Below are 20,116 nucleotides of genomic sequence, written 5' to 3'. Positions count from 1 at the left end.
TCGTTATTGCCATCTTCCACCGAAACTCCGTGCGTTTCGCCAAAGGTTGAGTACAATCATCGGCTTTTATCCGGGCCTTGCCAGTGCCCGGTCTACGGGTTGTGGAAGGCCTCATGCTGATCGGTAGTTACTCTTCTTCGCTGGTATTGATTTCGCTGTGTGTGGCCATCCTTGCTTCGTATACCGCCCTTGACCTGACCGGCCGGATCACCACCGCCAAGGGCCGTGCGGTGTACCTGTGGATCGCTGGCGGGGCGCTGGCCATGGGCACCGGGATCTGGTCGATGCACTTTATCGGCATGCTCGCCCTGAGCCTGCCGATCGAGCTGGGCTATGACATTACCCTGACCTTGCTGTCGCTGCTGATCGCCGGGCTGTCGTCGGGCTTTGCCCTGTGGCTGGTCAGCCAGCCGACCTTGCCCTGGTTGCAGCTGGGTTTTGGCGCACTGATCATGGGCACCGGCATCAGCAGCATGCATTACACCGGCATGGCCGCGCTGCGCATGGCGCCGGGCATCGACTACGACCCAACGTTGTTCAGCGCCTCGTTGCTGATCGCCGTCGGCGCTTCGGCGGCGGCCTTGTGGATCGCCTTCCGCCTGCGCCAGCAGACCCTCTACGTGCGGCAGATCCGTGGCGGCGCGGCGATCGTCATGGGCGTGGCAATCGTCGGCATGCATTACACCGGCATGGCCGCGGCGAACTTCCCTGAAGGCAGTTACTGCGGCGCCCTGGGTAATGGCCTGAGCGGCAACGGCCTGGATTACCTGGTGCTGATTACCACCCTGGCGGTGCTGGCCGCGGCCTTGCTGACCTCGGTGCTGGATGCTCGCCTGGAAGCCCGGACCGCCGAACTTGCCCGTTCGCTGACCCTGGCCAATCAGGAACTCACCCAACTGGCCCTGCACGACACGCTCACCGGCCTGCCCAACCGCACGCTGCTGGCCGACCGAATCGACCAGGCGATCAGCAAGGTGGCCGAGCAGGGTGGCTGTTTCGCCCTGATGTTCATCGACCTGGATGGCTTCAAGCCGGTCAACGATGCCTTCGGCCACCATATGGGCGACCAGTTGCTCAAGGAAGTCGCCCTGCGCCTGCGCGGACATCTGCATAGCCAGGACACCCTGGCGCGGATCGGCGGCGATGAGTTCGTGCTGCTGGTGGACCTGCAGGAAGCCGATGACGCCGTGGGCGTGGCGGCCAAGCAGGTCAACCTGATCTCGCGCAGCTTTCGCGTTGCCGAGCAGAACCTGCAGATCTCGGCGAGCATCGGTATCGTCCTGTACCCGGGTAATGGCATCGACCAGCACGAGCTGCTGCGCAACGCCGATGCCGCCATGTACCACGCCAAGAGCGCCGGCAAGAACGGCTACAGCTTCTTCGACGTGTCAATGAACAGCAACGCGCGCCTGCAGTTGCAACTGCTGCAGGATTTGCGCGTGGCCCTGGAGCAGGGCCAGTTCCGCCTGTATTACCAGCCCAAGTTCGATGCCCACAACTGCCAGCCGATCGGTGCCGAAGCGCTGCTGCGCTGGGAACACCCGCAGCACGGCCTGCTGCTGCCGGACCGCTTTATCGTCCAGGCGGAGAAAACCGGGTTGATCATCCCCATTGGCGAGTGGGTACTGGACGAGGCCTGTCGGCAGATGCGCATCTGGATCGACCAGGGCCACAGCGACTGGCGCATCGCCGTGAACCTCTCGGCCATCCAGTTCTGCCACAGCGGGCTGGTCGAGAGCGTGGCCAAGGTCCTGGAGCGCCATCAGTTGCCGGCCAACAGCCTGACCCTGGAGATCACCGAAACCACCGCCATGCGCGATGCCGACGCCAGCATGCAAGTGTTGCAACAGCTTGCAGACATGGGGGTGGACCTGTCCATCGACGACTTCGGCACCGGCTATTCGAGCCTGATGTACCTCAAGCGTCTGCCGGCCAACGAGCTGAAGATCGACCGTGGCTTTGTTCGCGACCTGGAGCAGGACAGCGACGATGCCGCCATCGTCTCGGCGATTGTCGCGCTAGGGCAGGCATTGGGGTTGCGGATTGTTGCCGAAGGCGTAGAGACCGATCGCCAGCAGAGCTTCCTGACCCGGCTGGGTTGTGATTCCTTGCAAGGGTACCTGCTCGGCCAGCCACAGCCGGCCGAGCGCTTCATTGCCGATATCGAGCGAGGGCGCGAGCCCCTGGCCGCCAGCTGATCAGCCGACGGCGCGCAGGTTGCAGGAGGGTTCGAAGGCGTCGAGTTCCGCCTCCACCGCTTCGATGATGCGTTCGACGTCAGCCGCCTGCATCAGCGTGGCACAGGGAATGCCGGCAATCGCCAGCAGGGTTTCGCCGGTGGCCCGGTCGAACAGGCGCGCAACCATGCTTCGCGGAGCGTCCATGCTGGCCTCGAAGCCCAGCGGATGAAAATGCCAGCGCATCATCTGGCAGGCGTTGGGGAACGTCAGCTTGTTCATGCCGGCCTCCTTGTACGGTGAACCTCACGCAAGAGTGGGCGGGCCGAGGTGACCCGGACAGAAACCTAAACATAGCATCACCGGCATCAGTGTCCGCCGCCGATCATGACGGTTTTTCGTTTGTTTGACCCAGGTCACGCGCGGTGCAGGGCAGGGCGAACACATTTGTTTGCCAGGCAAACGTTTGCACGGAATATTTCCCCGCGTCGGGCAATACCGTTCTGCTATTTTTACCGGCAGTCGGCTGGGATGCTTGCCAGGGAGTTTCAGACCAATGGCGCGTCCAGGTTCAGTCAAGGAGACCGTCCATGCGTTATTCCGCGCTCACCCAACGTATCGCCGGTGACGGTGCTGCAGCCTGGAACATTCACTACCGCGCCGTCGAACTGCAAGGCCAGGGCCGGGATATCATCCTGCTATCGATCGGTGACCCGGATTTCGATACGCCACAACCCATCGTCGACGCCGCCATCGACAGCCTGCGTGCCGGCCATACCCATTATTCCGACGTGCGCGGCAGCGAGGCTTTGCGCAGCGCCATCGCCGCTCACCACACCCGCCGCAGTGGGCAGCCGGTCGACCCGCTGGAAGTCGTGGTGCTGGCCGGTGCGCAATGCGCGCTGTATGGCGTGGCCCAGTGCCTGTTCGACCCGGGTGATGAAGTCATCGTCGCCGAGCCGATGTACGTCACCTATGAGGCCGTGTTCGGCGCCTGCGCCGCGAGGGTGGTACCGGTGCCGGTGCACCCGGAGCAGGGCTTTCGGGTCGACCCCGACGATGTCGCCCGGCTGATCACCGCACGCACGCGCGCCTTGCTGCTCAACAGTCCGCACAACCCCTCCGGCGCGAGCCTGCCCAAGGCCACCTGGCAGCGCCTGGCGCAGTTGTGCATCGACCACGACCTGTGGCTGATCTCCGATGAGGTGTACAGCGAGCTGCTGTTTGAGGGCGAGCATTTCAGCCCGGCCAGCCTGCCGGGCATGGCCGCACGCAGCGCGACCATCAACAGCCTGTCGAAGTCCCACGCGATGTCCGGTTGGCGGGTAGGCTGGGTGATTGGTCCGCAGGTATTGGCCGAGCACCTGGGCAACCTGGCCCTGTGCATGCTCTATGGCTTGCCGGACTTTATCCAGAACGCCGCCCAGGTGGCGCTGGAGCAGGATCTGCCCGAGGTGCGGCAGATGCGCGAAACCTACCGCGAGCGGCGCGACCGGGTTTGCGCCAGCCTCGAAGGCTGCCCGGGTATCCGCGTGCACAAGCCCGATGGCGGCATGTTCGTGATGATTGATATCCGCGAGACCGGAATCGGCGCCCAGGCCTTTGCCGAGCGCCTGCTGGAGGAACATGGGGTGTCGGTGCTGGCCGGTGATGCTTTCGGCCCCAGCGCCGCTGGGCACCTGCGCTTTGGCCTGGTGCTTGATAGCGAACGCCTGGAGCAGGCCTGCCAGCGCATTGCCCGCTGCGCCGTACAAGTCCTTGAAGGCTTGCCGTCAGTTCAGCAAACCGGCCGCGATGTTGATGGTAAAGCCCAGAATCGCGGTATTGAACACGAAGCCTACCAGGGAGTGGGCCAGGACGATGCGGCGCATCTGCCGATCGGCAACCCCCACGTCCGCAGTCTGCACCGCGACGTTGAGGGTGAACGAGAAATAATGAAAGTCCCAGTAATCGGGGTTCAGCTCGCCGTCGGCAAAGCGCAGTAAAGGCTCCTTGCTGCCGGCGGTGTAGAACAGCCTGGCGTAGTGCAGGCTGAAGATCATGCCGATCATCAGCCAGGAGCCCGCGACGGTGAAGCCGGTGTAGGCGTAGTGCAGCAGTTGCGGGCCACCGGCCAGCCCTCGGCTGGCGGCCAGTTGCAGGGTCACTGCGGCGAGGCTGGCGATCGCCGCGATGCTGACGGTGAACAGCACCAGGCCGGCGTTTTCATCCTCGATGCAGGCGACTTCGCGAACCTTCTCGGGGCTGGCGCGCAAGGTCAGCCACAGCACCAGCAGCAGGTACAGCCAGACGCCGATGTTCCAGCCGGTAAGAATATGCTGGACCAGGTTGTCGGCGGGAATCAGCCAGCCCCCCAGGCAACCGGCGACGGCAGAAAAGCTCAGGCGCGGGTGGGTGCGGGTCAGTCGATGGAAAGCCATGGTGTCTCAGGTCGGGGGGTACCTGGGCAACTGTAGCCCATTGCTGCGGCCACCGGACACGGAAATGCTTGCTGGCAGGCGTGGCCTTGGGCATCCTTGCGCGCCTTGTATGCTCATGGATGACGCCGCCTTTGTTTGCCCCTTCTTTTCGCCTGGCCGCTTGTGCCCTGGGCGCTGCACTGTCGCTCGGCGGTTGCAGCCACGGTATCGAATCGATGCCGCTGGAGTTCAGCTCCTTCACCTATCACGACGGCTCCTATTACCTGCGCTTTCGCAGCGACGAAGAGATTGTCAGCCTGTTCAAACGGCACACCGGCGATGGCCAGATCGGTGAGTGGCTCAAGTGCGCCCTGGGTGACGACCAGGACTTCACTGTCGGTCATGCAATGATCTACAACCTGGGTGGCGGGGTGGACTTCGAGGGCATTTCTGAAATTCGGGGCTACAACTATGTGGTCTGGGCACGTTTCAACAAGACCACCCCGGACCGTTCTACCGAGACGGCGCTGCTCAAGCCGGCAATCCATCGCCTGCTGGAGGGCAAGACCAGCATCCCCTGCAAGCTGAGCATTACCGCCTTCGCCTACAACGCCTACTACTCGAAAACCATGCAACTGCCGGTCGCCCAGGTGCTCAGCGAAGTGGCCAAGCACCGCGACCGGCTGCCGGAGTGGGTGCCCGACCCGATAGTGGTCGGTCGTGCGCCCCTGGTGCCGCTGATCGACCCGTTGCCGCTCTACAGTGACCGGATGCAGATCATCGACACCGACACCGGCAAACCGCGCGGCTATGTGCCGTACGTGGTCAAACGCAGTGACGGCTACCTGGAGCATGGCGAGAGCGATTTCGACGGCCTGACCCATGAAGTGCTGTCGCTGACCCGGGAGACGGTAAAGCTGTACGTGGAAGATCCGGTGCCATGAAATTGCCCTCAATCGATTCCGGGGGCATCGATGAGGTACTATCGGGATTCTTGCCGTGGCTAAAAAGACTTGCCAATCAATGACCTGATTGTGATGCAGGTCAGTTGCCGCGGCGTTGTGACGAGTCAGACTGGCCCGTTGCAGGCCCCTGACCTCTGTTGCGCTCTACAGGATTCCCGGTTTGTCCGATTCACTGCAAAACCCCTTGCTGCAATACCTCGCCCGCCTGGCGCCCTCCAGCCAGCTGACCATGAAGTACATCCTCCAGGATGCCGCCGACCGCCTGGGTTTCGAGGATTGCGATATTGCCGAGGTGCCCTGGCACCAGCTTGAACCCGGGCATGTCACCGCGTTGGTGGCGGCCTTGCGCGCCGACGGCTATGCGCCGAACACCTCGTCGCTGTACGTCAACGCGGTGCGTGGGGTAATGAACGAGGCGTGGCGCCTGAGCCTGATCAGCCAGGAGCAGTTGCTCAAGATTCGCACGGTCAAGCCGACCCAGGGCACGCGCCTGCCGGCCGGGCGCAACCTCAAGCGCAGCCTGATCCGCGAACTGATGGATGCCTGCGCCGCCGACCCGCGGCCCCAGGGCCTGCGTGATGCGGCGGTAATCGCCTTGCTGTACGGCACCGGCATGCGCAAGTCGGAGTCGGTCAACCTGACGTTAAGCCAGGTGGATTTCGACGAACGTAGCCTGCAGGTGCTGGGCAAAGGCAACAAGCAACTGATCAAGTACGCACCGCCCTGGGCCTTCGAGAAGCTCAATGCCTGGCTGGCGTTTCGCCGCGAGCAGTTGCCTGAAGGGCAGGCTGACGATGAGTTCCTGTTCAACCGCATCCGCCGCGGCAGCCATATCACCCGCGAGCGCATCACCAAGCACGCGATCTACTACATTGCCCGTCAGCGCGGCACCCAGGTCGGCGTGAAGATCATGCCCCATGATTTTCGCCGCTCGTTCATCACCCGGGTGATCGAGGAACATGACCTGTCGATCGCGCAAAAGCTTGCCCACCACACCAACATCCAGACCACCGCCAACTACGACATGCGCGATGACAACGAGCGGCGGCGGGCGGTGGATCGCTACGATTACTGACCGGTGGGCCCTGCAGCCTACGCCCCCTGTGGGAGCTGGCTTGCCAGCGATTAGGCCGGTACAGTCAGTGCACCATGTACTGACTGGAATGCGAGCGCTTTGCACTCGATCGCTGGCAAGCCAGCTCCCACCGGGGCTGGTGCAGTATTACGGCCTCGCGGCCTCCAGCCCCATCTGCCAGAAGTCCGCTTCCAGCCGCGAGGCCTGGGCGAAGACCTTGACCAGTTCCTCGAAACGCCGTTCGGTCATGGTCCGTGAAGCCAGGTCATCCAGGTGCGCGCGGGCAGCGGTGGCCACGCCCTGGTAACCGGCGCCGGCGTATTCGCCAATCCACTCGCGATAAGGATGATCGCCCAGCGCCTCAACGCCATTGGGGGTCAGGTTGCGGCCGATCTCGGCGTAACCGATCACGCACGGCGCCAGGGCCACGTGCAGGTCCAGCAGGTCACCGGCGGCGCCGCAGTCCAGCACGAAACGGGTGTAGGCCACGGTGGCCTGGTGCTCTGGCGTCGCCGCGAGGTCTTCGGGCGACAGGCCCCAGCGTTGGCACAGGCGCACGTGCAGCTCGGTTTCGTCGAGGATCGCCGCAAGCCCGGCCTGGGCGGCGCGAATATCGGCGAGGGTGCGGCTCTTGTAGGCGGCCAGGGCCCAGGAGCGGGCGAACTGGATCAGGAACAGGTAGTCCTGCACCAGGTACTTGCGAAACGCCGCTTGCGCCAGGTTGCCGGCGCCCATCTGGCGAACGAAATCGTGCTCTACATAGCTGTGCCAATCGGCGCTGGCGGCCTGTTTCAGGCGCTCGAAGATATCCATGGCTTACCCCTCGATGTCGTAGGCTGCGTCGAAAAACGCCTGCTCCAGCGCCACAGTGCGCAGGAAGAAGTCGCTGCTGATTTGCGGGTGATCGGGCCCGACCCGGTCCAGCTCGGCACGCAGGAAGGCGACGAAGTCCTGGAAGGCCGGGTTGTCGTGCAGGGTGATCCACTCGGCATGCTCGAAGCGCGGCGGCAGCTGCTGGTTGGCCCGCAGGGCCCAGTCCAGGTACAGGCCTTCGGCAACGTTGAGCACCGCCAGGGCGGCGGCGTAGGAGCGGGTGGCCGCGGCTTCGCGCATGATCGCCTTGAAGCCGGCAGTCGGTACTGAATCCGGCGCTTCGAGGCGCCGGGCCTCGCTGACGCCAAGGGCTTCGAAGGCCCGCAGGAAGTAGGTGTTCTCTTCACCGGCAATCACCCCGGTAAAGCGCCCCAGGCGAATGCGCGCCTCGAAGGTATCCGCCGTGGCGATGGCTGCACCGAGCAGGGTCAGGAAGGCATCGATGAAACGGTGGTCCTGGATCAGGTAGTTGACCAGTACCGGGTCGGCCAAACGGCCCTCGAGCAGTTCGTTGACGAAGCGGTGCTCGATGCACTGGGTCCAGCTTGGCTCGCTTTGCTGGCGAAGGCTGTCGGTGAAGCGCGCGCTCATGCTGCTGTCCTTTTTAGAGTGACGACAGCGGAGCCGGCAATGTCAGGCATGGTCGGCCCCGCAGTGAGGCCGGCAAAAAGGCAGGTGCACAATACCCATCCCTTCGCCGGCATGATCCGGATCAGGTTCGAAGGGTCACCGCGCTGCAAGTGCCAGCGGTTTCTCAGCCCGTTGCCGGGCTCCCCTTGGTGGCCGAATCTATACAGCAAGGGCCGATGATTGTCACGTCGCGTGCTAGTGGATGCTCGAGGCCAGTTCGAAGATCGGCATGTACATGAGGATCACGATCAGGCCGATCAGCAGGCCGATGAAGGTCATCAGCAGCGGCTCGAACAGGCGCACGAACCACTCGATCCAGCGGCTGATTTCCGCGTCGTAGAAGTCGGCACTGCGCTCCATCATCTGCCCGAGGTTGCCGGACTGCTCGCCAGCGCGCAGCAGGCGCAATGACACGGGCGTCACCAGTTGCCCGGCTTCCAGCGCCGCCGACAGCGACAGGCCCTCAGTGACTCGTTCACAGGCCTGTTCCAGGCGCTGCGCGCCGGCTGCACCGAGCAGGCCGCGAGCCATGGCCATGGCGGTGAGGATCGGGATGCCGCCTTGCAGGAGGATCCCCAGCGAGCGGTAGAAACGCGCCAGTTCGTACATCACCAGGCGCTTGTGCAGGGCCGGCAGGCGCTCCAGCTGGCGGTTCAGCCAGCGGCGTACCCGTGGCTCGCGGCGCATGACAAACAGCAGCACCATCAGCAGCACGAAACCGCTGCCCATGGCCATCTGATGGGCGTGCAGGAACATCCCGGCCTGCATCAGCCAGCGCGACATCCACGGCAGTTCGGTGCCCAGGCCTTCGAACACCAGGCTGAAGCGCGGTACCACATACCCCAGCAGAAACAGCACCACGCCACCACCGACCAGCAACAGCAGCAGCGGGTAGATCGAGGCGCTGATGATCTTCTGGCGCACTTCGTCCATGCTCTGGCGGTAGGCGACATAGCGGCCGAGGGCATCGCCCAGGGCGCCGGTCTTCTCGCTCGACTGCACCAGGGCCACGTACAGCGGCGGGAACACGCTGGGCAACTGCGCCAGGGCCTGGGACAACGACTTGCCTTCGTACAGCAGGCGCACCAGCTCACCGAGGGTCTTGCGCGCCTGGGGCGCGGTCTCTTTCTCGGCCAGGCTCTCGAGGGCGTCAATCAGCGGCAGGCCGGCGTTGATCAGGGTGGTCAGCTCCTGGCTGAACAGCACCAGGTCAAACACCTCGCCACGCCGCCAGCGCAAGCCGGCCAGGCGCTGGCAACTGCGCACGCTGACCACCCGCAAGCCCTGTTGCTCGACCTGCTCGCGGGCGAGGCCTGCGTCCTGGGCGTCGACCTGCAGCAAGACCACGCCGGCCTTGCCCAGTGCCTTGAGTTCGTAGCGCATGTGCAGCCCCTCCCGACTATTGCCAACTGGTGATCTCGGCGTTCTCGCCATCGCCGCCGGGTTGGCCGTCCTTGCCCATCGACAGCAGGTCGTACTCGCCGTTTTCACCGGGCTGGCGGTAGATGTAGTTACGCCCCCAGGGGTCTTGCGGGACCTTTTTCTGCAAGTACGGGCCTGACCAGCGCACCTCATCGCTGGGGGGGACCACCAGCGCCTGCAAGCCTTGTTCGGAGTTGGGGTAGTGCCCCACCTCCAGCCGGTACAGGTCCAGGGCCTTGCCCAGGCCTTCGATCTGGGCCCGGGCCACCTTGGCCTCCGAGCGCCCCAGCTGACTGAAGTACTTGGGTGCGACGATGCCGGCCAGCAGCCCCAGCACCACCAGGACCACCAACAGTTCAAGCAGGGTGAAGCCACGTTGCGCGCGATGGTTGTTGTTCATTGCCAGGCCCTCCGTAGGTGCGCTGCAAGGGCTTATGCAAATGCCGTGCGCGTCTGCGCCGGGCCTTTGCCGCACGGCCCTGGCAAGGCGGCACAGTGCTTGCGTCAGGAGGGTGAAGCCCTGGCAATCGGGGCATATGCCCCACTTTCTGGGGGACGCAACGGGGAGGGTGGCACGATGCGCTGGCTCACTGCGGGAATCCTGGCCTGGTTGGCCACAAGCAATCCGGCTCAGGCCGATGTGTACATCTCGGTCAAGGCCGATGGCAGCTATGTGTTGAGCAACGTCCACCGGCCGGGCCGAACGTACCAGCGGGTGGTCAGCGAGACAGCGCCGAGCCTGGCCGGCAATGGTCGGCAATTGATCACCGGCATGCCATACGCCGAAGTCGTGGCGGCCGCCGCTAGAACCCATGACCTGCCAGCCGCGTTGCTGCATGCAGTGATCCAGGCCGAATCGCGCTACGACCCCAATGCCCGCTCCACCAGTGGCGCGGCGGGGCTGATGCAGTTGATGCCGGACACCGCCAAGGAGATGGGGGTGAAGAATGTCCTCGACCCGGCCGCGAACGTGCAGGGTGGGGCGCGCTACCTCAAACGCATGCTCACCCTGTTCGACAACGACATCACCCTGGCAGTGGCCGCCTATAACGCCGGGCCCGACGCGGTGCTGCGCCGCGGCCGGGTGGTACCGCCGTTCGCCGAAACCCAGCGTTATGTGCCCAAGGTGTTGCGCCAGTACCGGCGGCTGCAGGGCCTGGCGGTGGATGCGCCTTTGTGAACGGCAAGGCTATGCCGGCTCCCACAGTAGTCCTGTCCCGTGGGAGCCGGCGTTGCCGGCGATCGAGCGCGCAGCGGTCGCAACCCAGAGGCAACCCCCGATTAGTGGGGAATACCGGGGAATCACCCCCAATCAGGATTCACTAATCTTTTTAAGTAACTGAAAAACAACAATAAAAAATATGGCATGGGCCTTGCTCCAGCCCCTCCAGAGTTCCCTTGCACCACAGAGGCACGCCATGATGACTCCAATCAAAGGCTCAGTCCTGACTTCACTGCTGATCGCCGCCGCCAGCTTGGGCTGGCAGCCGCTCAGCGAAGCCGCCGTGCGCTGCGAGCGCAACCTGGTGGCCAATGTGGTGGCGATCGATCAGCCACTGATGTTCAACCGCCTGGGTGCGCAGAATGCCAACGGCATGATGTTCGCCCTGCGCCGCGATGTGGTCGACGAGCATCAGGTGTCGCTGGCCAGTGGCGGAGCGGCAGTGCCGGGTAAAGTCAGCCTGCGCCCGGACAAGCGCCCGCGGCCGATCGTGCTGCGGGTGGCGGCGGGCGACTGCCTGACCATCAACCTGCAGAACCTGCTGGCCTACCAGGCCAACCCGAACAAGCACGGTATCGACCACGAAGAAGAGAACGAGGTCGAAGGCGAGGAAAACGAAGCTGAAGAGAACGAAGCCGCCGCAGGCAACGAGCCAGGCGGCGAGCATTTTGTCGCCGACGAACAGGTTACCGACCGCCATGTCGGCTTTCAGGTCAACGGCATGCAGGCGGTCAACAGCATCGCCGACATCGCCGCCAACACCGGGCGCAATGGCAACTTCCTGATCGCCCCCGGCGCCAGCCGCTCCTACACCTTGTATGCCGAACGCGAAGGCGCGTTTGCCGCCACCAGCCAGGGCGCGACCTTCGGCGGTGAAGGCGCTGCCGGTAACGTCGCCAACGGCCTGTTCGGCCAGGTCGTGGTGCTGCCCAAAGGTGGGCGCACCTTCCGCAATACCCTCACCGAAGAAGAAATGCGCCTGAGCAGCAGCGGCCGCACCCCCACTGGCCAGCCGATCGTCGACTACCAGGCGCGCTACCCGCAGCAGGAACCCTGGATCAGCGAGGGCAAGGCCGGCGCGCCGATCATTGCCATGACCGACGGCAACGAGATCATCTCCAGTGAGTCCGACGCCATCGTCATGGGGCCCAACGCCGATGGCAGCTTCCCGGCCTCGACCTACCCGCTGGAAAGCCTCGGCAAACGTAACCCGGCCATCCCCAACCGCCTGGAGCCGTTTCGCGATTTCGCCGCGCAGTTCACCGATGAAGCCGCCTCGACCCAGGCCTTTCCCGCTTACTGGGCCGACCCGGTGATGGGGCATGTTCTGGAGCCGACCCGCGATTCGTTCATGATCAACTACGGCTCCGGCGGCATGGGCGCCGAGGTGGTGGCCAACCGTCTGGGCGTGGGACCGATGCATGACTGCCTGTCCTGCGCCTACGAAGAGTTCTTCTTGAGTTCGCACACCGTCGGCGACGTGGCGATGCTGGTGGACGTACCGGCCAACGTCGGCCTTGAGAACATTCGCCCGGGCCAGACCCCGAGCGCCGAGCAGGTCGGGGTCAAGGCCACCATGGCCCTTTACCCGGCGGAACCGGCCAACGTCAACCACAGCTACATCGGCGACATGGTCAAGTTCCGCAACACCCATAACGGCCACGAGCAGCATATCTTCCACCTGCACGGTCACCAGTGGCTGTTCAACCCCAATGACGACAACTCCGACTATGTCGATGCCCAGGGCATCGGCCCGGGTGTCGGCTACACCTACGAAATCGCCAACGGCGGCTCGGGCAACCGCAACCGCGTGGCCGGCGACGCTATCTACCATTGCCACTTCTACCCGCACTTTGCCCAGGGCATGTGGAGCATGTGGCGGGTCCACGATGTGTTCGAGGAAGGCACCCGCCTGGAAGTGTCGGGCCAGAGCGAGAGCGGTTTTCACAGCGTGCCGTTCGCCTTGCGCAGCGGCAAGCCTGCCGCGGGCGCCCGGGCCTTGCCGGACGGTGAGATCATCGCCGGTACACCCATCCCGGCCATCGTACCGTTGCCAGGCAAGGCCATGGCGCCGATGCCGGGCAAGGTCGCGGTGATTCCGAAGCTGGCGCAAACCCTGGTCGCGGAAAACGATGACGACGAGCAAGAGGAGGGCGATGACGACTCCGGCCATCACGACGCCGCGCCACGCGCTGTCGGTTCCCTGGCCCTGGTCGATCGCAGCGAAGCCAACCGCAACGCTGACGGCAGCCTGAAGAACCCGGGCTTCCCGTTCTGGATCGGCGGCATGGAAAACACCGTCGGCCAACGCCCGCCAACTCCACCGCTGGACATGCTCGATCCGGCCAAGGCGCAACAGCTGAAGAACTCCGGCAACGCCCTGTGGGCCAACCTCGACCCGGCCCAGGTCGGTGGCTGGGACGGCGGCTTGCCACGGCATGCCCTGGATGGACTGTCTGCCGGTGGCGAAGCCGTGGTCACGACCACCGCACTGGACTTCACCAAGGCGATCACCAAGGCCAAGGCGGTGTTCCTGCCCGAGGAGGGCACCGACGTCGAACAGGCGGCGATGAGCTTCCATTCCAAGCTGGAACACCCAAGCTATGCCGTGCTGCCGGGCAAGCAGACCGTGGCGCGTAACTTTCGCACCAACGGCGCGGCGCCCACCGCCGGTGCACCGTACTACGAGCCGTGCATGGACGACCGCGCCAAGCGTCTGACCCAGTTCTCCGGGGCCGGTGAGTTCAACAGTGGCGAGCGCCTGGACGGCATGAGCTTTACCGGCAGCTCGACCTTTACCGCCGACCGCCCGCGCATCTACAAGGGCGCCAACATCCAGTTCGACGCGGTGTACAACAAGGTCGGCTACCACTTCCCGCAAGCGCGGATCATCAGCCTCTGGGAAGACGCCTGGCCGGTGATCAACAAGCAGCGCCCACCTGAGCCGCTGGTGATGCGCATGAACACCTTCGACTGCGTGATGTACCAGCACACCAACCTGATCCCCTCGTACTACGAGATGGACGACTACCAGGTGCGCACGCCGACCGACGTCATCGGCCAGCATATCCACCTGCCGAAATGGGACCTGACCGCCGCCGACGGCTCGGCCAACGGCTGGAACTACGAAGACGGCATTCTTTCCCCCGGCACCGTGGTCGAGCGCATTCATGCGATTCGCGAGTTCAATCAATGCCGCGCCGGCGACCCCCGCGAAGGCACGGCCGAGTGCCCGGTGGCCAAGGCTCACCCGTTCTTCGGCCGCTACGGGCGCGCCGACTGGCTGGGCGCACGTACCGCCATGCAGCGCTGGTTCGTCGACCCGGTGGTCAACGTGCATAACGTCGACCGTGGTCTGGGCACCATCTTCACCCACGACCACCTCGGCCCATCGACCCACCAGCAACTGGGCCTGTACGCCACCGTACTGGCGGAGCCGGCCGGTTCCACCTGGTACCACGCCGAAACCGGCGAGCTGCTGTACAACAGCGCCCTGCGCGAAGACGGCGGGCCGACGTCCTGGCAGGCGGTGGTGAAAACCGGCGACCTCGACGGTGACGGACGCAACGACAGCTACCGCGAGTTCTTCCTTGAGTACAGCGACTTCCAGCACGCTTATGAAGCCGGGGTGTATGTCGGTGCAGGCCCGGATGGCATCCCCAATGCCCAGGCGTACCCGGCCAGCGCCGACAGCTTCCGCTATGCGATCAACCCGCCGGTACGGCAGAAGGCCTCGAACCTGCTGGAGTCGGTGGTCGAATCGCGCGGCGGCCTGAACCCGGGCTGCCCGAGCCGGCCGTGCCCGCAGGCTATCTCGGTGGACGATCCAGGCATGTTCGTCGTCAACTACCGCAACGAACCGCTGGCCCTGCGCGTTTACGACCCCAACAAGGTGGCCCCGGACGGCAAGCGCGGCATGCAGGCCGATGGCCTCGCCGGTGACCTGGCCTACGCCATGCAAAGTCGCACCGACCGCGCCATCCCGGCGATGAACCTGTCGCCGGCGGCGATTACCTCGGCGGTCGGCCCGACCGGTGGCACCACGCGGTTCCCGCCGCACATCAATACCGCCGGGGCAGAGCCGGGCGACCCGTTCACGCCGATGCTGCGCACTTACTCCGGTGACAACGTGCGCCTGCGCATGCATGCCGGTGGCCATGAAGAGGAGCACAACGTGACCCTGCACGGCGTCAAGTGGCTGCAGAACGGCTCGGGCTTCGGCAACAGCTCGAACTCCGGCTGGAAAGCCTCGCAGATGGTGGGCATTTCCGAACAGCTGGGCTTCATGGCGCCGGTGTCGATGATCTCCAGCGCGTCTGCGCCCAACGGCGATTACCTGTACTCGCTCGATGCCGCCCACGAAGGCTACTGGAACGGTATCTGGGGGGTAATGCGCAACTACACCAGCAGCCGCAACGACCTGTTTGCCTTGCCCAACAACCCGCTGCCGATGGCGGCGCGCAACACCGTGGCGTTTGACGGGATCTGCCCACGCTTTACCGCCAACAGCAACGGCATCGGCACCCGGCCGACGGTGCAGCGCAGCTATGAAATCGTCGCCGCCCTGGCCAACGACATCCTCGGCAACGCGTTGGGTGTGAGCATCAACGACCCGGCCGGTGTCGGCCAGCATGTCGGCGGCCCGCTCAAGGCCAACGGCGGTACCCTGGTGTACAACAGCCGGCGTACCAGCATCCCGCAGGTGACGGTGACCGACCCGGAAGATGGCGAGACCTTCACCATCGGCGGCCATAGCGGGCCACTGCATGACCCGACCGCGATCCTCTATGTGCGCAAGGCCGACCTCGACCCCGGCACCGGCAAACTCAAGCCCGGTGTGCCGGTGGAACCGCTGGTGCTGCGCGCCGCTGCCGGCGAGTGCCTGAAGGTCACCCTGGAGAACCGCCTGCCGCTGGTCATGCCGGACCTGGCCAGCACCGCCGTGATGCAGAACGTGGTCAAGCGCGACCGCAATGGCAGTGAAGGCTCCACCGCCTTCAACAACAACCTGATGCGTCCTTCCAGCCATGTCGGCCTGCATACCCAATTGCTGGCCTACGACATCACCAAGTCGGACGGCGCCAACGTCGGCCAGAACCCGGTACAGACCGTGCCGCCCCGCGCAGGCAACAGCGGCGCGTACCCGAACAAGGTCTACCAGTTCTACGCCGGGCATCTGGAGCGCGAAGGCAAGCCGGTGCTGCAGATGGGCCGCGCGGTGGACAACATCAACACCACCGCCATCGAGTTCGGCGGCCTGAACATCACCCCGGCCGATGTCATCAAGCAGGGGCAGAAGGGCCTGATCGGCGCCATGAGCATCCTGCCGCTCAACGCCACCTGGAGCGAAGACACGGCAAGCCGGGCCTCGGCCACGGTGCAGGTACCGGGGCAAACCGCCTACCGCGACTTCGCCACGCTGTGGCAGCGCTCGCTGAACATGCGCTGGGCCGATGGCCGGCCGGTGGAAGGCATTGCCACTGAAGGCAACGGCGTGCCGGGTGATCCGAAGGACAACTCGAACATGGCCATCAACTACAAGACCGAGCCGTTGTGGTTCCGCTTCGGCCTGGCCCCGGATGCGCCGTTCGGCCATGCCGATGGCAATGGCTGGGCCGACGTGCCCAACGCCCACATGGCCTACAGCAATGCCCTGGTCGGCGGCGACCCACAAACCCCGGTGCTCTGGGCCAAGCCTGGCCAGCCGTTGCGCAACCATGTGCTGATGCCCACCGGCGGCAGCCGCGGCATCACCTACCAGCTCGACGGGCACCTGTGGCCGCTGCATGCCTACCAGCCGGAGAAGGCCGACCCGGGCGGCTACCCGATGTACCTGCCGGGTATCGGTTCGGTGCGCTTTGGCTACAACCCGCAGGCCATGTACATCGGCGCCCAGGAGAGCGTGCTGCCGGCCGCGCACTTCAGCTTCATGCTGCCCAGCGCCGGCGGCAGCAACGCGGTGCCGGGCGACTACCTGTTCCGCGACTACGCCGCCTACGGCAACGTGTCCGGCTTGTGGGGGATCCTGCGGGTGACCAACGAAACACCACCGGCCACGCCGCCAGCACAGTGAGTGAGGGGAAGGGTCATGACCAAGAAGAATCGACCGCTGTACCTGGGCCTGCTGGCGGGCCTGACCCTGATGGGCCTGGGGGTGAGTTACGAAAGCCTGTGGTGCGACCCGCGCAGCGAGCTGGCCGAGAGTGACCCGCAGGGCTTGCATAGCCTCAGCCGCGACGGTGTCACCGTCGAGTTCGAGGCGCGGCCGCTGGGCTCGGGCGGGACGCTGACCGAAGGCAGCTTCGCCAATGTGCGCTTCACCATCACCGAGCAGAACAGCGGTCAGCCATTGTCGGGGCTTTCCCCCGGCGCGTGGCTGGACCCGGCGCTGACCGGGGATGCCGCCAAGGACCGCAGCAACAGCTGCAAGGCGCGGGTGGCGCTGTTCCTCAAAAGCAGCATCGGCGCGCGGCCGTTGCTGGACCTCAACAGCTACTTCCTGCTGGTGCTGAACAAGGATGCCAGCCTCACCGTGATCGACCCGTCGGTGTCGGTGGGCGGCGTCACCAGCACCCTGGCGCGCATCGAGCTGCCAGGCACGCCGATGGACTGGGTGGCGAGCAAGGATGACAAGCAGGTCTACGTGTCTATCCCCGAGCGCGGTGAAGTGGCGCTGATCGACACCGAGACCTTCCAGCGCGTCGCCAACCTGCCGGCCGGCAAGCAACCGCTGCGCCTGGCCATGCAGCCCGACCAGCGCCTGCTGTGGGTCGGCAACAACGCCAGCGATCCTGAGAACAGCGGGGTGACGGTCATCGATGTGCCCAGCCGCACGACCTTGAAGTTTTTCGCCACGGGCGCCGGCCACCATGAAATCGCCTTCAGCGCCGACTCGCGCTACGCCTTTGTCAGCAACCGCGACAGCGCCACCCTGAGCGTGATCGACGCCAGCGAGATGCGCCTGGTGAAAACCCTCAAGGTGGGCTCGCACCCCTTGTCGGTGGCTTATTCGCCGCTGTCCCAGGCGGTGTATGTGGCCGATGGGCGTGACGGCAGCATCAGCGTCATCGATGCCCGCAGCCACACCCAGCGTCACCTGATCGCAGGCCAGCAGGGCCTGGGGCCGATGCGCTTCAGCAATGACGGGCGCTTCGGCATCGTCCTCAACACCCTGGAAAGCCAGGCCATGGTCATCGACGCCAGTACCGACCGGTTGATCCACAGCCTGCCGGTGGCCGCCGAACCCTACCAGCTGACCTTCACCCAGGCCTACGCCTACATCCGTGGCCTGGCGTCGCCCAAGGTCAGCATGATCAACCTCGGCAGCCTGGGCGAAGGCCGCCAGCCGATTGTCCAGGGCTTTGAAGCCGGGCCTGCGGCGCCGCGCCAGGCCGGTGACCTGCCGCTGGCCCAGGGCCTGACCGTGGCCCGTGACGAGAACTCGGTGTTCGTGGTCAACCCGGTGGACAACACCACCTACTTCTACGCCGAAGGCATGAACGCGCCGATGTCCGGCTACCCCAACCGTGGCCACAGCGCCCGCGCCGCGCTGGTCATCGACCGCAGCCTGCGCGAGGTGGCGCCGGGGGTGTACAGCTCGACGGTCAAGCTGCCGGCCGCCGGTACCTTCGATGTTGCCTTCCTGCTCAACCAGCCACAGATCATCCACTGCTTCAGCACCGAAGTGGCGGCCTCCAGCAGCGCACCGCACCGGCAGACGCCGCAGGTGGAATTCCTCATCGGCGCCTCGGTGGTGGACCAGGGCCGGCCCGTTGTCGCGCGCTTTCGCATCAGCGAGGGCAACGGCACGCCGCGTACCGGAATCAAGGACCTGAGCCTGCGCTACTTCCTCGCACCCACCTCGCGGGCCCGCACCAGTGTGGTCAGGGAAGTGGGCGAGGGCATCTACGAGGCGCCCCTGGAGCAACTGGAAGCGGGCGCCTGGTACCTGCATGTGCAGGCGCCCTCGCTGGGCAAGCGCTTTGCCGCGAACAACTACACCAGCTTGCGGGTACTGCCCGCTGGCGCACAGCAAGCATCCGACGCCGGACCAAGGAGTGTGCAATGAAACTGCTCGATCGCTGCAGACTGTTCAGCCTCTGCCTGCTCGCCGCCAGCTGCGGCCTCGCCCAGGCCCATAACGGTGTCGACCACAGTGCCCACGGGGCGCCCGCCGCCCATCAGGAAAAGACCTCGGTGCGCTTTGCCGATGTCTCGCTGCTCGATCAGAACGGCATGCCGGTGCGCCTGGAACAGGACCTGGTAGCCGATCACCTGGTGGTCATGGGCTTTATCTACACCAGCTGCACCACGGTGTGCCCGGTGGTCTCGTCGATCATGGCCAAGGTGCAGAAGCAGCTGGGTGGCCGGGTCGGCACCGAGGTGCAACTGGTGTCGATCAGCGTTGACCCGCAGCGCGATGATCCCAAACGCTTGCTCGGCTACGCACAGACCTTCCAGAACGGGCCGGGCTGGAGCTGGCTGACCGGCACCCCGTATGCGATCAACGAAACCCTCAAGGGCCTGGGCAGCTTCAGTGCCGACCTGGGCCAGCACCCGCCGTTGATCCTCGTCGGCGATGGCCACAGCGGCCACTGGACCCGTTTCTACGGCTTCACCGACCCGCAACTGCTGATCAGCGAGATCGACCGCCTCAGCGCTCGCCGGGTGCATGCCAAGCACACCGCCATTGCCCAGGAGGTGCAACCATGAGCGCCGCCAGCCGTGGCATGCGCAGCACCGACTGGTTGGCCCTGGCGCTGTGCCTGTGGATCCTCAGCTCCGTGGCCCTGGCCCATGAAGGCCACGCTTCGCCGACCCCGAGCGCCACCCCGGTAACCACCGAGGGCGGTACCCGCGACGCCCGCAGCTACTTCACCGACACCGTGCTGCAGGACCAGAACGGCCGCAGCCTGCGCTTCTACGAAGATGTCCTGAAAGACCGGGTGGTGCTGCTCAATGTGATCTTCACCCACTGCAACGATGCCTGCCCGCTGATCACCCGCAAGTTGCGTGAAGTGCGCGAAGCCCTGGGCGAGGAGGCGGCCAGCAAGGTCACGTTCATTTCGTTGAGCAGCGACCCGCAGAACGACACCCCGGCGGTGCTCAAGGCCTTCGCCGAAAAACAGGGAGTAGATGGCCCCAACTGGCTGTTCCTCACCGGCGACAAAGCGCAGATGGATCGGGTGCTGGCACGCCTGGGCCACCTGATTCCCAGCCCCGAGCAGCACTCGACCCAGTTGATTGCCGGCGACGTGGCCAACAAGCGCTGGAGCAAGATTCGCCCTGACGCGCCGGCGCCAGCCATCGCCCAGCGCCTGCAGTTGCTGTCGCAACCTTTGGCGGGGCGCTGA

Annotated in this window: 14 protein-coding genes, 1 pseudogene and 1 riboswitch; of the genes and pseudogenes, 9 read left to right on the top strand and 6 right to left on the bottom strand. The window is 65.1% G+C overall.

The genetic code is table 11. From position 1 onward, the window contains the following. Nucleotides 1-113: 113 nt before the first annotated feature. Nucleotides 114-2,198: a putative bifunctional diguanylate cyclase/phosphodiesterase gene (locus ABM562_RS25135; RefSeq protein ID WP_115086806.1), complete on the top strand. Its 2,085-nt coding sequence runs from the start codon at nt 114-116 to the stop codon at nt 2,196-2,198. Here ABM562_RS25135 and ABM562_RS25130 read toward each other — a convergent pair whose 3' ends face one another. Then, nucleotides 2,199-2,459, bottom strand: coding sequence for a DUF1652 domain-containing protein (locus ABM562_RS25130; RefSeq protein ID WP_115086805.1), 261 nt, complete (start codon nt 2,457-2,459; stop codon nt 2,199-2,201). Nucleotides 2,460-2,767: 308 nt separating this feature from the next. Here ABM562_RS25130 and ABM562_RS25125 point away from each other — a divergent pair. After that, a pseudogene (locus ABM562_RS25125) lies at nt 2,768-3,940 on the top strand (pyridoxal phosphate-dependent aminotransferase); the annotation flags it as partial. Nucleotides 3,941-3,949: 9 nt separating this feature from the next. On the opposite strand, the gene ABM562_RS25120 reads toward ABM562_RS25125, so the two are convergent. Beyond that, nucleotides 3,950-4,597: a DUF1345 domain-containing protein gene (locus ABM562_RS25120; RefSeq protein WP_460423719.1), complete on the bottom strand. Its 648-nt coding sequence runs from the start codon at nt 4,595-4,597 to the stop codon at nt 3,950-3,952. Between the two features lie 131 nt (nt 4,598-4,728). Between ABM562_RS25120 and ABM562_RS25115 the strand changes: the two genes are divergently transcribed. Together ABM562_RS25115 and ABM562_RS25110 are read left to right on the top strand one after the other, a co-directional pair. Continuing rightward, nucleotides 4,729-5,520, top strand: a complete 792-nt coding sequence (locus ABM562_RS25115) for a hypothetical protein (RefSeq protein WP_115086803.1) — start codon at nt 4,729-4,731, stop codon at nt 5,518-5,520. Nucleotides 5,521-5,701: 181 nt separating this feature from the next. Then, nucleotides 5,702-6,616: a site-specific integrase gene (locus tag ABM562_RS25110; protein ID WP_115086802.1), complete on the top strand. Its 915-nt coding sequence runs from the start codon at nt 5,702-5,704 to the stop codon at nt 6,614-6,616. 147 nt (nt 6,617-6,763) lie between these two features. On the opposite strand, the gene ABM562_RS25105 is transcribed toward ABM562_RS25110, so the two are convergent. From ABM562_RS25105 to gspG, 4 genes are all read right to left on the bottom strand, one after another. Then, entirely contained in the window at nt 6,764-7,429 is a 666-nt protein-coding gene (locus ABM562_RS25105) for a TenA family protein (protein ID WP_115086801.1), read from the bottom strand. 3 nt (nt 7,430-7,432) lie between these two features. After that, a complete protein-coding gene (locus tag ABM562_RS25100) occupies nt 7,433-8,080 on the bottom strand; it encodes a TenA family protein (RefSeq protein ID WP_115086800.1) in 648 nt (215 codons plus the stop codon). Between the two features lie 81 nt (nt 8,081-8,161). Further along, a riboswitch (TPP riboswitch) is annotated at nt 8,162-8,276 on the bottom strand. Between the two features lie 38 nt (nt 8,277-8,314). Then, entirely contained in the window at nt 8,315-9,502 is a 1,188-nt protein-coding gene (locus tag ABM562_RS25095) for a type II secretion system F family protein (RefSeq protein WP_460423716.1), read from the bottom strand. Between the two features lie 16 nt (nt 9,503-9,518). Beyond that, nucleotides 9,519-9,941 carry a type II secretion system major pseudopilin GspG gene (gene gspG, locus ABM562_RS25090; RefSeq protein WP_115086798.1) on the bottom strand — a complete coding sequence of 141 codons (423 nt, stop codon included), beginning with the start codon at nt 9,939-9,941 and terminating at the stop codon, nt 9,519-9,521. A gap of 177 nt (nt 9,942-10,118) precedes the next feature. Here gspG and ABM562_RS25085 point away from each other — a divergent pair, with 177 nt between their 5' ends. The 5 genes from ABM562_RS25085 (at nt 10,119) to ABM562_RS25065 (ending at nt 20,116) form a co-directional block, all read left to right on the top strand. Continuing rightward, entirely contained in the window at nt 10,119-10,721 is a 603-nt protein-coding gene (locus ABM562_RS25085) for a lytic transglycosylase domain-containing protein (RefSeq protein WP_115086797.1), read from the top strand. A 238-nt stretch (nt 10,722-10,959) separates the two neighbouring features. Further along, entirely contained in the window at nt 10,960-16,836 is a 5,877-nt protein-coding gene (gene mnxG / locus ABM562_RS25080; RefSeq protein WP_460423714.1) for a manganese-oxidizing multicopper oxidase MnxG, read from the top strand. A 15-nt stretch (nt 16,837-16,851) separates the two neighbouring features. Then, nucleotides 16,852-18,831, top strand: a complete 1,980-nt coding sequence (locus tag ABM562_RS25075; protein ID WP_460423712.1) for a cytochrome D1 domain-containing protein — start codon at nt 16,852-16,854, stop codon at nt 18,829-18,831. After that, a complete protein-coding gene (locus ABM562_RS25070; RefSeq protein WP_134065043.1) occupies nt 18,828-19,475 on the top strand; it encodes an SCO family protein in 648 nt (215 codons plus the stop codon). Before ABM562_RS25075 ends, ABM562_RS25070 begins: the two co-directional genes overlap by 4 nt. Continuing rightward, nucleotides 19,472-20,116, top strand: coding sequence for an SCO family protein (locus tag ABM562_RS25065; RefSeq protein ID WP_415842496.1), 645 nt, complete (start codon nt 19,472-19,474; stop codon nt 20,114-20,116). Before ABM562_RS25070 ends, ABM562_RS25065 begins: the two co-directional genes overlap by 4 nt.

This window comes from Pseudomonas sp. ZL2 (assembly GCF_054788455.1).
Note: the sequence above shows the minus strand (reverse complement) of the source record. Positions and strands in the feature narration are given on the sequence as shown.